Here is a 13,592-nt window from a genome sequence, read left to right on the forward strand (position 1 = left end):
GTTGGTAGTAGTTGGCTGTGCTCCGTAATGAGCTACGCTTACAAGCTAATTCAAAGGAAGTTCAATGGTCGATACACAAAAATCTCGGCAGGATCTCACCGTCAAGGGAGAGTCGGTGGAGCGGATCTTCGGAAACTATCAAGCTTGGCGTTACATCGTCAACCGGCGATATCAGCGCAAGTTGGTCTGGACATTGGATGAAAAGCGTCGCTTTATCGACTCCTTACTTTCAGGGTATCCGGTGCCAATAGTTCTCCTCGCTGAACGTAAAAGCATCCCCGACCAAGGATTGTTCGAAATTATTGATGGGATGCAGCGGTTGAATGCAGTTTTCGGGTTTATCGAAAACGAGTATGCCGTCAACGGTTCTTTCTTCGATCTGAATACGATGGCCGAAACGAAAGCACTGCTGGATGCGGGTGCTATCAAGCAACGTGAGCCGATTTTGTCTCGAGAGGCTTGTGTTGCGATAGCTGCGTACACCATCCCGCTGTCGATCTATGAATTTTCTGGCGATGGCGATGTGGATGAGGTGTTTCGTCGGATCAACTCGGGTGGCCGTAAACTTTCACGTCAGGAACTCCGGATTGCCGGTAGTACCGGGCACTTTGCTCAGGCCGTGCGCTACATTGCTTCAAAGGTGCGAGGCGATGTTTCATCGTCTGATGAGTTACCGCTGAACGAGATGAAGAAGATCTCTATAACAAACAAAGAGCTTGAGTACGGTATCGATGTCGATGGGGTATTCTGGATCAAACAAGGGGTGCTGACAAAGGAACAGGTACGCGAGTCGCGTGATGAAGAAGTCATCGCAGATGTCCTTGCCTTCATGATCCTCGATACCAAACCACCCTCTCGCAGCGAAGTACTGGACGACTTCTTTGGCTACAGTGAGGGTGAGGGTACTCAGCAAAGGTATGAGCAAGTCGAGCTGGCTATGCAGAAGCATACGGTGGAAGTTGTTACGTCGGACTTCCAGCGCGTTTTAGATCAACTCAAAGTGACCTTAAGCCGGAGCAATAAGACGCTCGGCCAACTGCTTTTTGGTGAGCAGCCGCCGAGGGCTCCGCGCTACTTTCAGGTCGTCTTTTTGGCTCTGCACAAACTCATCGTCGTCCAGAACCAAGAGGTCGTTGATCAAGATCAAATGATTAAGTTGATGGACGGAAGTGGTAAGCAAATCACCGTACCGGAAGGTGGGCGCTGGGGTGCTGAAGACCGCGAAAAATCCATAAATGCCGCATCAGGCGTCTATGGTGCAGCATTCGTACCGTCCAAGGGTTACGATCCCGCCCGAGTGCGCTGGATCACGCAAATGGAGAACATCCTCACGCAGTCATACACCGAACAAGGTGCCTACGACTTCAAGCAAGGCTTCCTTCGCCTTGATGGCAAGAGTGCCTTTGATGATGACAGCTTTGACAAGATCCTAAAGACCCTCGTCGGCATCGCAAATATCCGTAAGGGCGTTCGAGGGTACGTGCTGGTTGGTGTTGCTGATACGTCTGCTGACGCGCAACGAGTGTCCACGCTGTATGGGGTCAGCCCAACACCCTTCGATAGATTCTTTATCACTGGCGTTGAGCATGAGGCGAAAGCGCTGGGTAAATCCCTTGATGATCTGTTCATGGAACTTACTACCAAGATCAAGACATCGGGGTTGTCGGAGCCTCTGCGCGACTACGTTGCGCGCAATGTGAAGTCGGTCAGGTATTACGACAAGACTATTTTTGTGTTTGAAACTCACGCCCAGGATGAGCCCTCTAACTTTAATGGTGCATTTTTCGTTCGTCATGGCAACCAGCTTTCAGAGATTCCCACAGCGCAGTACGGAGAACTTTTCAAGCGATTCCTCGCAGGCATGTAGGTTTCGAACAGGGGGCATGCCAGCATGCGGTTTCGGAGCTGGCGGGAAGTAAGCTGGCTGGAGCCCCGCATATATGCGAGTTCATAGCTTGCGGCCCAGCAATAGAGGCTGTGAAGGCGCAACTTCTGGTCGATCTGCGGCGGCTGTAGGTCTGTCCTAGAGTAGCTTGCAACCCGGGGGGTATGGGGAGGCTTCCCCATGCGCATTTTTTGTCGCGCAACGTGCCCAGTGCTTAGGGCGCAGCATCACCAGCGCGCCCGCCGTTGCCATGGTCTTGGCGGTTGATGAGCCACTGGCGTGTCGCGGCGGCGGTGATCGCAAAGGAGTCGGCCGCGTAGCTCGTTGCACGCAGAGCAAGGCACTTGCTGCGCGCCCTGTAAGACGGGCCCGCCGCAGGCGTTCTGAAAGAAGACCACCAGCGTCAACAAACTGTCGACGGGATAGCGGGATAATGCTTGCCTATTGCTGTTGTAATTCATACAAGTCATTGTTTTTGCTGGATATAGCGGCGTAATGCAGGTTTATCGCGCGGACTTTTAATCCGTTGGTCACGAGTTCGAATCTCGTAGGACCCACCAAAGAATACAAGCGCTACAGCTACAAAAGCTGTAGCGCTTTTTTCGTTTTATTCCCGCGGCAGGAATCTTCTGCACTTGAGAGAAGGTCTTTTGCCAGAGTGGCGTGATCGCGGTGTGGGCCTGTGGTTTGGGTAGGCTGCCGTCTGCCTCTTTGTGCGGTGTGATGCGTGGGTGCGCAGGTTGAGTGTGGGTGCATCCGTGCAGGCTTTTTGATGCAGCTGGCGGCAAGAAAAAACCGCCTCAATGGGCGGTCGGTCGTTTGGCGGTGGAATGCTCAGAAGGCATCTACGCTGTATTCACCTTGTGGGGGCTCTTGGGCCAGCAGGTGTAGTACTTCCTCGGGTGAGCGAGGGGCGGGCATGGGGGTGTTGTCCTGCTGGGTAGCTTGGTACTGGATGGCGGCGGAAAGAAAAGTCATGGCTGATTCCTTTGAGTCGCGCGGCACGGATTGCCGTTGTGCTGTCTTTGTCTAACGTCTGAAGCGTTGAAGCCGTTGACTTCGCAATGCTCGGAGCGTCGAGGCAGTTGTTGAGCCTCGTTCCTGGCATTGCGTTGTTCTGTGGCAGGACCGGGTGAATACATGCATGTGCTTGGCAGAAATGTGTGTTGCAGCCCGCTGCCTGGATGCCAGTCATGGGGCGGGGTGCCGGGTGTGCTGCCCAGAAAAACAAAGCCCGCGCGGGGCTTGTGCCGGGCGGGCTGGAATGCCAATGGAGGAGAGGGGGAAGGCTTTGGGTGGCTCCTGACAGGCAAGGCTTTTTTGCTAGTCGTACACAAAAGACACTGTGGTGGCTGCCTGCATATCGCCAGCCTTCACAGCACCTGCTTCCGCGTTGGGAAGCCGTACATATTGTGCAGTAATCGGTATGTAAAGATTACCCATGGCAACTGTCACAGGGCCTTCTGTAATTGGCGGGCGTGATGGCAATGTAGAGCCAACAGGTGCTGGTCCAAACTGTATGGGTGTCTGGCTTTGGTCGTAATACAGGCGAACACCAACAGATTGGTTGGACGAGTTTAGGTAGTTATTTGATGCAGAGGGTGATCGAGCATCGGTGAAATAGGCATTGATGACGGTGCCCTTTGGGCAGTTTCGGCCAATGAGCCGAAAATATAATTCTCCTGCTGTACCGCTGTTTCTGCTGCTTCCATACGCTGCGATTTGGGAGGCATTGATGGAATTCATTTTTGCGTTCAACGAAATATCAGCTGAGGCGCAGGTCGGTATTGCTGGCTCTGGTAACTCCGGAACATTCAGCTCATTGGTCACGGCAGTCATAAGATTGACGCCGCCTCCATAGCATTGTTGAGGGTCCAGTCCCGGTCTTGCCGTGGATGTGATTGCTATAACACGGTTTGAGTCGGTAATAATTAATTTCCCGCCCTTGTATTTGTCTTTGTCAATAATGACAATTTCGTAGTCATAGTAAAAAATAACTGAGAAACTGCTGCGTGCGGTGGCTTTGAAGATGTTCTGCCAGCTTATTTTTGTAAGAATTGCTCCTGGCGGATATTGCAGACTGACATTAATGCTGGAGGTCGTGTAATGACCGCCCCACTTCACTCTGACTCCGACCCCTGGGGTCTGTGGCATTGGCACTGCATCATAATCGTGGTTCAAAGCATTCAAGCCTCCAGCTGTAATAATTGGGGCATTCTGAGGTATTGGCATCGAGTAGGTAATACTGGCCCTTGTTGAACCTATAACCTGGCCATTTGTAAAACTACTGCCTGGAGGACTCATTTTCCAGCCGTTTGAGACCAGTGCTCCATTAGAAGAGCAGTAAGGCTGGGCATGGGTATTGATGGAATGGAATGCCAAAATATTAAAAACAAATAAAAGGAAAATATATTTCAATATGAAGCGGTAATGATACTTGCTCATGGCTACCTTAAAAATTTTGGAATGCAGTATTTTTATTTTATTTTACTGTAGGGTGTGAAAAAGTTTCTAGGATTATTCCTATAGTTTATGAAGGGAAGAATATAAGAAGAAATATTTTTAAAAATGTTTTATGCAAAGCGTCAAGCACTTTTCGCATAAAAAACCGCTATGAGGCAATGCAGCTTCGTCAGAAGCCGGCTGCTTTCAGAGGCGTGAGGAGCGGCTCAAGCCTGGGTGCATACCACTGGCGGGTTTGACGGTCACTTGATCTTGCAGCTTTCCGTGTTGTCCGTGCGCCTTGGCACCAGGCGGTCAAAGGCGGTCCTGGGTTGGTGTCTTGCCGCCGGAGCGGGGGCAAAGACCCGCTAACACAAGCCTTGATACGTCGTTGCTTCGTCTTGTTGTTCCTCCTCTGTACTGCCTGCGACTTCGCGACTCGTCTCAAACGCAAATCTTCGATTTGCTGGGGCGTGTGAGCGGCTCTCAAAGCTCTGCGAATCAGGATGAGGGGTCTGCCGGCTAAATCCGTGCAGTGCCCAGCTCACGGATCAGAGCCGGCCGATGCGCTGGCTGCAGTGCGGGGCGGGGAGTGCTGCGTTGCACAGGGTATGGGCTTGTGGCCCTGTGGGGAATGGCCCTTGCCGCCCAGTGCTGCAACCATGATCGGCCATGGAGCTGCCCGGCTCGCGGGTCGAAATGGCCCTCTCTATACCAAAGCCAGCACCGTCTCAGCCCGTTTTTTTAAGGAAAAACTCAAAGACTTCCTTAGTCTCATAGGGAAAGCCTCCTACATTTGATGTGGGTAAATGTAAATAAGCTGTATTTTTGGTAAGTAGCGAAACGAAAGTTGTCGTTTTATAAAAAACAGCCCACAAACCTTTGACAGAGCTTGCTGAACCCTCATGCGTTTGCAGCTCTGCTACGGGTCGCACGGCAATTAGGCTCTGAATGAGGGCAGGGAACGCTTATGCGCAACAATCAGCCGGTTACCAATAATGAATACGTGATGGAGGACAACGCGACGTTGATGTCCACCACCGACCCGCAAAGCCATATCAGCTATGCCAACGCTGCATTCGTCAGTGCCAGCGGCTATACGCTGAAAGAGCTGCAGAGCCAACCGCACAACATCGTGCGCCACCCAGACATGCCGTCAGAGGCATTTGCAGACATGTGGGCCACGCTCAAAGCGGGTGAGCCCTGGAGTGCGTTGGTCAAAAATCGTCGAAAAAATGGTGATTTTTACTGGGTGCGCGCCAACGCCATCCCTATCGTGCGCAACGGTGTTGTGAAGGGCTATATGTCGGTGCGCACCAAGCCCAGCGCGCAAGAAACCCAGGCTGCCGGCGCACTGTACGCGGCCATGCAGGCGGGCAAGGCGAAGGGTAGACGCATTTACAAAGGCATCGTGGTGGGCAATGGGCTCGCCAAAATTTTCTCGGCCGGCAAGCTGATGTCGGTGCGCACACGCGTTCGCCTCAACATCGCGGGGCTGTGGCTGCCTGCCGTTGGCGCTGTGTTGGTGCTGGAGGGGGGCAGCGCAGAGGGATACAGTCTTGCGGGTGCGATCACCTGCATATTTGCCGCAGGCTGTGTGCTGTTGGAGAGGCAGTTTGCATACCCCATTGAACGCTTGCGCCAGCAAGCGCTGGATGTGGCCACCGGGAATAGCCGAGCCGCTCTGAATATCGACCGCGTGGATGAGATTGGAACAACCATGCGCACCATCAGCCAACTGGGCCTGATGTTTCGCTGGTTGATTGACGATGTCAGCCACCAGGTGCTGAATGTGCGCACTGCCGTGGAAGAAATTGCAAGAGGAAACCTCGATTTAAGCGAACGCACGGAGCGTTCTGCCGCCAGCGTGCAGCAAACAGCGTCTTTTATGGAGCAAATGACCAGCACCGTCGAGAACAACACCGGCACCTCGGCGCAGGCTACGCAGTTGGCGCACAAATCGTCTGCCACCGCCAATCAGGGCGGGGAAGCCATGCACAAAGTCTCCGAAGTGATGGCGGAAATCTCCTCCAGCTCCCAGCGCATGCACGACATCATTGGCACCATCGACTCTATTGCATTCCAAACCAATATCCTGGCCCTGAATGCCGCCGTGGAGGCCGCGCGCGCAGGTGAACAAGGGCGCGGCTTTGCGGTGGTTGCGGCCGAAGTGCGAACCTTGGCGCAGCGTAGCGCGACCGCTGCCAAAGAAATCAAAACACTGATTGGTGCTTGCGTGGGCAAGATTCAAAATGGCAGCAGCCTCGTGGCCAGCACGCAGGCGGAGATTGAATCCATCGTGCACCAGGTGCAGCAAGTTTCCAATTTGATCACCGAGATCAGCGCGGCCACGCGCGAGCAGCGGGATGGCATTTTGGAGGCCAGCCAATCCGTTGGCCAGATGGACTCCATCACGCAGCAAAATGCGGCCCTGGTCGAGCAAAACACTGCCGCTGCACAAAGCCTGGAAAGCCAAACTCAGCGCCTGGTAGAGGCGGTCGGCGTATTTCACTGACCAGGTCTACGGCAACTGGTGAGCGGGCATCGCCGGCCACGCCTGGGTGGGATCGGGCCGGTCGCTCATGGACAGCAAAAAGCCCGCACTTGGCGGGCTTGGGAAAGCTAGGGGGCCTAGACAAGGCCCCGAGAGCGCGCGTGGTCAGCGCAGCAGGGGGCTGCGATGCAGTTGCTGCACGGTTCTGACACTGATCGCAGCCGCTTTCGGAAAGCGTTTCATGGCATCTTCAAGCGCCGCGCAGGTACTGGGAAACAGTGCCGTGTAATACGCACCTGCAACTTTGATGATGCATCGCCTCATGGGTGTCTCCTCGCACTCTGCCGTTAACCTACTGTTTATCGGCCAATCTGTATCAAACTGAAACAGAAAATTGTAACGGCGCGATGCTGTGGGAGCTGCGGGGTGCGTGAGGCTGGGTGGCGCGCAGCCATTGAGGAGGCAAAAGCCGGTGTTTTACGCGCAAGGCCCTTGCCCGACTGGAACAGAAGATGGTCGCCGTGTGAGCCCCGGCTTGGTTGCACTCAGTCAAGAGAGACGCTGACTTTCACGGCTTGCTGGCGGGCAACTGCCAGTCACACCATCAGCAAAGGCCACGCAGGCTGCGTTGTGGCCTTTGCTGAAGGCCCTGCGTTCTTGTCGCAGGTCAATCGCTCGGGAGTGTACCTAGCGCGGCCCACATCTGCTCTCCACGGAGCATAGGCAGAGGATGGTTGCAGCCAATTCCAGCCCTGTTGCGTGGAGGCTCAATCGCTTTGGAGATCCACGGCAGCGCTGCCCGCCGTAGCCTTGCCGGTCTGCAGCTTTGCCCGCAGCTTGCGTGTCCGCCCTGGTCGACCCGCAGTGGCTGGAATGGTGCCCATGCATGGTTTGGGCAGCAGGGTGTCGTGCCTGTTGCTGCCGCCGACGAGGATTGCCTGCAGGATGCTCTTGGCATCTACAGCGATGTGCCGCTTCAGATTCCCGTGGGCATCAGGCCGAGCAAGCCGCCTCAATGCTTGGCTGCAACGGGGTAAAATATCCACATAAACCTGCTGTAAGCCGTATGGATATTGGGTTGTGGTGTGAATTTTTCATCCCTGGGCTGCGCGCTGGAATCTCGTGGGGCTCACCAAAAATTTCAAAGCCTGCTACTTCATTGGTGGCAGGCTTTTTGTTTGAGGTCGCGGTGTGGTGCGGTGCGTCTGTGCTGCAAGCGCAGTAGGTGCGGGTCTGGCTGATGTTCAAAGGGAGTGAGGGTGTACAACACGCATGATCCTCGGGTGTTGCCGGTGCGTGGGGGCGTCAAGCCCAGTTGCGTGGTGCTGCCCTCGCAAGGGCAAGGCGTGGTGCTGGACTATCTGGTGCAGCGCCTGCCCCTGGTGGCGCGTGCGGACTGGTTGAGGCGCATGGCCCAGGGCGAGGTGGTGGATGAGCATGGTGTCTGCGTCGCGGCAGACACGCGATTCATGCCGGGTGTGCGCATCTACTACTACCGTGAGGTGGAGAGCGAGCCCGTCGTGCCTTTTGAGGCGCAGTTGCTCTACCAGGACGCCCATATCGTGGTGGCAGACAAGCCGCATTTTCTGCCGGTGACGCCGGGCGGCTGTTATTTGCAAAACACGTTGCTGGTGCGGCTGAAGCGGGAGCTGGGGCTGCCGGATTTGTCGCCCGTGCACCGCATAGACAGGGATACGGCGGGTGTGGTGCTGTTCTCGGTGCGGCGGGAAGACCGGGGCGCCTACCAGGCGCTTTTCCGCGACAGGCAGGTGCACAAAACCTATGAGGCGGTGGCGCCGTGGTCATCGCAGCTGCAGTTTCCGTATGTGCACAGCAGCCGGATGGAGCCCAGTGGCGATTTCATTCGCATGCATGAGGTGCCGGGTGCCGCAAACAGCAGCACGCGCATCGAGGTGCTGGAGCACAACGCGCAGTGGGGGCGCTATCGTTTGCACCCTGTCAGTGGCAAGCGCCATCAGCTGCGTGTGCATATGGCGGCGCTGGGCTTGGGGCTGTGGGGGGATGCGCTGTATCCCCAGGTCTGTGATGCGGAGGAGGGTGATTTCTCGCGCCCGCTGCAGCTGCTGGCGCGCCAACTGGAGTTTGTCGATCCGGTCACCGGTGCGGAGCATTGCTTTGCAAGTCGCCGGCAATTGCGCGCTTTGCCTGCTGTGACTGGCACTGGGGTTATCGCGGGTGAAAAATAACGGGCGCAGCGGCAGGCGGGCTGCTGGCTGTGCCTATAATTTGCGAGTTCGCGGGCGTCGTTCAATGGTAGGACTCTTGCTTCCCAAGCAAATAACGTGGGTTCGATTCCCATCGCCCGCTCCACTTTTCTCCCATGCCAGCCGTGTTGCACGGTCCGGCAGCAGCAAGGCGAAGTACTTCGCACCCTCCCAAACAAGATAGCGAGTCAACAGCCACACCGTGCTTGTTGACTCGCTATCTTGTTTGCGCACTCAGCCTGCATCCAGGCACGGGCAACCGACGTGCAAGTTGCTCCCCAATCGCTAAAACCTCTCCTGATTTTGTGCCCGTGCGCTGCAAAGAGTCCGTAGGCCTGTGCTCCACGGTGGGTGTAGCTTTGCCGTGCAACTGGCTTTGTGGTGTATGCCCATCATCAGGTGTTTGGGCGCGGTAGTGAGGCCTTACCGAGCCGAAAAGGGCGGTGCCTGCAAGCCCTTTCTATGCCATCATTTTTTATCAATAGCTCCCCATTGATGAAATATGCCCTGATTGATGTGGCAGGGTATTTTTATCTCGCGGGTGGATGATATGGTCGCTGCTGCGTGGGCCGGAGAATGGCTGCAACGCATACCGCCTTGAAAATTTTGAATTGCACTGTGTACGCTTTACGCAGAAAAAGAATTTTCATCAAGCTTGTGGGTATTCAATCATCGGGAGAGGTGTGATAAATGAAATTAATTACTAGAGGGCTGATGGTCCTGGTGAGCTTTTTGCTTGTCGCTTGTGGGACGTTGTCGAATTCTACTGTCGGCGCACACAATGAAAAGGTCGCAGGTCTGGAGATCGCAGAGACCGTCAAGACCAAAGAGCTGTATGGGGCTTGGGGCGCAACTGAGGATGAAGCCATTGAGATTTTTTACCTCGCCTTGTTTCTGCCCAATCACTCAGGGCTGAACTACATGACGATGAATAAGAAAAATGGCAAGCCTGAGTCTGAGCATTTTGAGTACTACACTTGGGAATTCAACGAGAAAAATAAAATATTCACCATGAAGTCTTTCAAGAGGAAGTCCTCGGAAGGCGGCGGGCCAGAGAAAGTGGAGGTAATCAAAGAAGTAAAGGATTACAAAACCACGGTGTACAAAGACGGTAAAAATATTTTGGCGATCCGCTTTACTCGGCCGGGTGAAAGCTTCACCTTTCTGAGGCTGGATAACGAGACCTATCAAAAAATGGTCAAGAGTGTCCCCGGACTCCCCAGCTTGAAATAATGCACTGTGCTGCTGCACTGAATGAAAAGATGAGCGCTCTGTGCTTATGGTGTCTCATTTGCCCACTGTATTGAGAGTGAGGCTGAGGCACTACCAGAATAGAGTGCTCGCTTTTCGATAGTGGTTGTCACGGGGCTCTCCTGTATAGGGCCTCCGGTAGACTGGGACTGCGTACGGCCGGTGCAAGGCCGGCGGGGCATGGGTGTTGCGCAGTCCTCTGTGTCGATCCGGATCAATGAGAGCTCAAGCATGACAAGCAGCGGGGAAAAAAGGGCGGTGACGGTCAACGAGGTGGCAGCCGAGGCCGGCGTGTCCATCAAGACGGTGTCACGTGTGCTCAACAACGAGCCCAATATCAGCGAGAAGACCCGTGCGAAAGTGGTGGCCGCCATGGCTGCCCTGAAGTACCAGCCCAATCCCGCAGCCCGCCGGCTGGCCAGCAAGCGCTCGGACCTGCTCATGCTGGTCTACGACAACCCCAGCGACAACTATCTGATCAATGTCCAGCACGGTGCGCTGGATGCGTGCAAGCAGCACTTCTACAGCTTGCTGCTGCACCCCTGTGACTACCGTGCGCCTGATGTGGCGGCCGGCATAGTGCAGGCCGCGCGCTTGCATGCCTGTGCGGGCTTGCTGCTGACGCCCCCGTTGTCGGATCTGCGTGCGTTGATCGACATCCTGGACCAGGGCGATATGCTCTATGTGCGTCTGGCTCCCAGCACGCCCTGCATCAAAGGCCTGGAAGTCGGCACGGACGACCGCGCTGCAGCGCGAGACATGACGCTGTATTTGCTGGAGCTGGGCCATCGCCGCATTGGCTTTGTGGCCGGACATCCTGACCATGGCGCAGTGGGGGAGCGTTTGCTGGGCTACCGTGATGCCCTGGAGGCTGCCGGCCTGGTGTTTGACGAGGGCCTCGTAGCGCAGGGCATGCATTCCTTTGACTCCGGGGTGGAGTGCGGGCAGCAGCTGCTGGATGTGGACGACCGGCCGAGTGCCATTTTTGCGGCCAACGACGATATGGCCGCAGGCGTGCTGTATGCCGCGCATGCGCGCGGCCTGCCGGTGCCCGAGGCGCTGTCCGTGGTGGGCTATGACGACACACCGCTGTCGCGCCAGACCTGGCCCAAGCTGACCACCTTGCGCCAGCCTATACGGGCCATGGCCTATGCGGCAGTGGAGCAATTGGCCGCGCGCGAACCCCAGGCCCGTGTGCGAACCTTGGGCTACGAGATCATGGTGCGCGATTCAACCCGGGCACCGGGCAAGGGCTGGGACAGAGGCGAATAAGCCCATTTTTTCTGGGCGCATCAACGCAGATGCGCTTGCACATCGTCCTGGGGGGCATAGCCAATGCTGTCGCGCCCGGCCACCACATCCCAGACGCTGCCGTGGTTGGCCGACACGCCGTTGACGATGACGTTGCCGCATGGCCAACGGGCTGCATCGGCCGTCAATGCCGCGATCAGCAGGCGTTCCAGATCGTGATTGGACAGCCACATGCCACGAAACCACTGCAGGGCATGCAGGCTGGCTTCGTCGAGGGCTTGGCTCTCTGGCGCGTGCTGGTGTGCCACACCGGAGTAAGTGATGTCGCGCGGGTCGTTGTCTCCCGGCAAGGCCCAGCCTATGCGCAAGGCCACGGTGGAGAGCCGGCCCTGTGTGACGGCGGAATAGGCGCGGCACAGCCGCTCGCCCATGACTTTGGACGTGCCATAGGCGAGGGAGTGGACCTCGCGCTGGCCATCGAACCAGCGCGTACCAGGCGCAGGCTTGGTATGGGCGGTCAGCTTGCCAGGCCCCATGGATGCGGCCAGCGGCAGATCCTTGTAGCCGCCCATGGCGTGGTTGGAGGAGGAGAAAACCAGGCGCCCCACATCGTAGGTGGCGGCGGCCGTGAGCACGTTCAGCGTCATGTCGTAAGAGCCCAGTGCATCCTCCCAACTCGCATCGGGTGTGGAGTGCTTGGCGGCCAGGTGCAGCACGGCATTGCTGCCTTCGAAATAGTGGGTCCAGGCCGGGTCGGGGCGCTGCAAATCGGCGGTCACCAAGGTCAGGCGCTCACGCTGCTCGGGGCTGAAAAGGCTGGCATCGGCCTGGACATCGATGCCGATGAGGCGTTTGCACCAGGGCTGGCGTGCCAGCAGGGCGATGGCTTTGCGGCCGATTTGGCCGGTGGCGCCGGTGACCACAATCTGGGCTGGAGGGAGATGCTCGGACACGGTACAGGCTTTCTATTCAAGGCAGAAGGCAAAGGCAGGCGGGCGAATGCAGGCGAAAGGGCTGGCCTTGTGCCTGCGGCAGTCCGGTGCAAAGGTCGAGCTGCAGGGCGCGGATGAAATGGTCGTCCTGCGAAGCCACGAGCAAAAAAGCACCGTCGGGTGTGAAGGCCATATCACGCGGGGTGCGGCCACCGACAGGGATGAAGCCCAAGGGCTCCAGCCACGGGGCGGCACGGTGCACGCGATAGACCGCAATGCTGTCGTGGCCGCGGTTGGCGGCGTACAGCAGCTCGCCGTTGGGGTGCAGGCGCAAGGCCGAGGCGGTGTTGGTGCCGTGCCAGTCCGTGGGGAGTGTGCTGACCCGGGCCAGCGCCTGGGCCTGCTCTCCCAGGGCATACAAGGTCACGGTGTTGGAGAGCTCTTCCACCACCATGGCCTGTGCGCCATCTGCCGCCAGCACCAGGTGGCGTGGGCCCGAGCCGGGAAGCGATTGCAGGCTTTGCCACGGCTCGCTCTCCAGCCTGTTGGGCAGCACATGGTGGCAGGCGACCGTATCGGTCCCCAGGTCGCACAGATAGACCCGTGACCCATCAGGCGATGGCGTCGCGCAGTGCAGATGGGATCTCCCCTGGCGGTCGGTGCGCGGGCCTGCGCCCTGGCGGGCAATGACCTGCGGCACGCCATCGGGCAGGCCTTCGCTGTCCAGGGTATGGCACATCAGCTCGCCCGAGCTGTAGTGCGACACATAAAGCTGCTGGGCCTGCAGATTGATGCTGATATGGCAGGGGTCGGCGCCCAGCGATGCAAAACGTCCCATGCGTTGCAGACGCACGCCATCAGCTGCGATGGCAAACACCGACAGCGTGGCCTCCCGGTTTTTTTCGCAAACGCTGTACAGGCGTCCGGGTGCAGCACAGAGGTAGGAGGGGTTGGTGAGCTGGTCGCGCAGCACCTGCCGCTCCGCAAAGCTGGCGGTGGCGCCGTCGAATTCCAGCAGATGAATGCCCTGGCCGCTGCCCTGCACATGGGGCAGAACCTCGGTATAGGTGCCCACGGCCAGCATGCAGCTGCTTGGGTGTGAAGAAGTCATG

The 13,592-nt window shown here is 57.1% G+C and carries 10 protein-coding genes and 1 tRNA gene; 6 read left to right on the forward strand and 5 right to left on the reverse strand.

The features are described from left to right. Nucleotides 1-64 precede the first annotated feature (64 nt). Nucleotides 65-1,867 (forward strand): DUF262 domain-containing protein, encoded by a 1,803-nt coding sequence (locus ACA027_RS08365; protein WP_370681915.1) that lies wholly within the window; start codon nucleotides 65-67, stop codon nucleotides 1,865-1,867. An 852-nt stretch (nucleotides 1,868-2,719) separates the two neighbouring features. Here the strand turns inward: ACA027_RS08365 and ACA027_RS08370 are convergent. Together ACA027_RS08370 and ACA027_RS08375 are read right to left on the reverse strand one after the other, a co-directional pair. After that, nucleotides 2,720-2,863, reverse strand: coding sequence for a hypothetical protein (locus ACA027_RS08370; RefSeq protein ID WP_370681916.1), 144 nt, complete (start codon nucleotides 2,861-2,863; stop codon nucleotides 2,720-2,722). A 345-nt stretch (nucleotides 2,864-3,208) separates the two neighbouring features. Further along, entirely contained in the window at nucleotides 3,209-4,330 is a 1,122-nt protein-coding gene (locus ACA027_RS08375; RefSeq protein ID WP_370681917.1) for a fimbrial protein, read from the reverse strand. Nucleotides 4,331-5,297: 967 nt separating this feature from the next. Here ACA027_RS08375 and ACA027_RS08380 point away from each other — a divergent pair. Then, nucleotides 5,298-6,842 (forward strand): methyl-accepting chemotaxis protein, encoded by a 1,545-nt coding sequence (locus tag ACA027_RS08380; protein ID WP_370681918.1) that lies wholly within the window; start codon nucleotides 5,298-5,300, stop codon nucleotides 6,840-6,842. Between the two features lie 144 nt (nucleotides 6,843-6,986). On the opposite strand, the gene ACA027_RS08385 is transcribed toward ACA027_RS08380, so the two are convergent. Continuing rightward, the gene (locus ACA027_RS08385; RefSeq protein ID WP_370681919.1) at nucleotides 6,987-7,145 is read right to left on the reverse strand and encodes a hypothetical protein; all 159 of its coding nucleotides are present in this window, start codon (nucleotides 7,143-7,145) and stop codon (nucleotides 6,987-6,989) included. 935 nt (nucleotides 7,146-8,080) lie between these two features. Here ACA027_RS08385 and ACA027_RS08390 point away from each other — a divergent pair. The 4 genes from ACA027_RS08390 (at nucleotide 8,081) to ACA027_RS08405 (ending at nucleotide 11,569) form a co-directional block, all read left to right on the forward strand. Then, nucleotides 8,081-9,028, forward strand: a complete 948-nt coding sequence (locus ACA027_RS08390; RefSeq protein WP_370681920.1) for a pseudouridine synthase — start codon at nucleotides 8,081-8,083, stop codon at nucleotides 9,026-9,028. Nucleotides 9,029-9,078: 50 nt separating this feature from the next. Continuing rightward, nucleotides 9,079-9,152: transfer RNA gene (locus ACA027_RS08395), tRNA-Gly, on the forward strand. Nucleotides 9,153-9,736: 584 nt separating this feature from the next. Next, nucleotides 9,737-10,279 carry a hypothetical protein gene (locus ACA027_RS08400; RefSeq protein WP_370681921.1) on the forward strand — a complete coding sequence of 181 codons (543 nt, stop codon included), beginning with the start codon at nucleotides 9,737-9,739 and terminating at the stop codon, nucleotides 10,277-10,279. A 249-nt stretch (nucleotides 10,280-10,528) separates the two neighbouring features. After that, on the forward strand, nucleotides 10,529-11,569 hold the full coding sequence (locus tag ACA027_RS08405; protein WP_370681922.1) for a LacI family DNA-binding transcriptional regulator: 1,041 nt from the start codon (nucleotides 10,529-10,531) through the stop codon (nucleotides 11,567-11,569). A 20-nt stretch (nucleotides 11,570-11,589) separates the two neighbouring features. Here the strand turns inward: ACA027_RS08405 and ACA027_RS08410 are convergent, their stop codons facing one another. Next, nucleotides 11,590-12,501, reverse strand: a complete 912-nt coding sequence (locus ACA027_RS08410; protein ID WP_370681923.1) for an NAD-dependent epimerase/dehydratase family protein — start codon at nucleotides 12,499-12,501, stop codon at nucleotides 11,590-11,592. Nucleotides 12,502-12,517: 16 nt separating this feature from the next. Beyond that, entirely contained in the window at nucleotides 12,518-13,591 is a 1,074-nt protein-coding gene (locus ACA027_RS08415; RefSeq protein WP_370681924.1) for a lactonase family protein, read from the reverse strand. Nucleotide 13,592: the final 1 nt, after the last annotated feature.

The sequence above is a fragment of the Comamonas sp. GB3 AK4-5 genome, assembly GCF_041320665.1.
Taxonomy (GTDB): Bacteria; Pseudomonadota; Gammaproteobacteria; order Burkholderiales; family Burkholderiaceae_C; genus Comamonas.

Excerpts from the sequence above, each read along its gene's own strand:
- ACA027_RS08365 (WP_370681915.1), top strand. The coding sequence starts at position 65 with ATGGTCGATACACAAAAATCTCGGCAGGATCTCACCGTCAAGGGAGAG.
- ACA027_RS08370 (WP_370681916.1), bottom strand. The coding sequence starts at position 2,863 with ATGACTTTTCTTTCCGCCGCCATCCAGTACCAAGCTACCCAGCAGGAC.
- ACA027_RS08375 (WP_370681917.1), bottom strand. The coding sequence starts at position 4,330 with ATGAGCAAGTATCATTACCGCTTCATATTGAAATATATTTTCCTTTTA.
- ACA027_RS08380 (WP_370681918.1), top strand. The coding sequence starts at position 5,298 with ATGCGCAACAATCAGCCGGTTACCAATAATGAATACGTGATGGAGGAC.
- ACA027_RS08385 (WP_370681919.1), bottom strand. The coding sequence starts at position 7,145 with ATGAGGCGATGCATCATCAAAGTTGCAGGTGCGTATTACACGGCACTG.
- ACA027_RS08400 (WP_370681921.1), top strand. The coding sequence starts at position 9,737 with ATGAAATTAATTACTAGAGGGCTGATGGTCCTGGTGAGCTTTTTGCTT.
- ACA027_RS08405 (WP_370681922.1), top strand. The coding sequence starts at position 10,529 with ATGACAAGCAGCGGGGAAAAAAGGGCGGTGACGGTCAACGAGGTGGCA.
- ACA027_RS08415 (WP_370681924.1), bottom strand. The coding sequence starts at position 13,591 with ATGACTTCTTCACACCCAAGCAGCTGCATGCTGGCCGTGGGCACCTAT.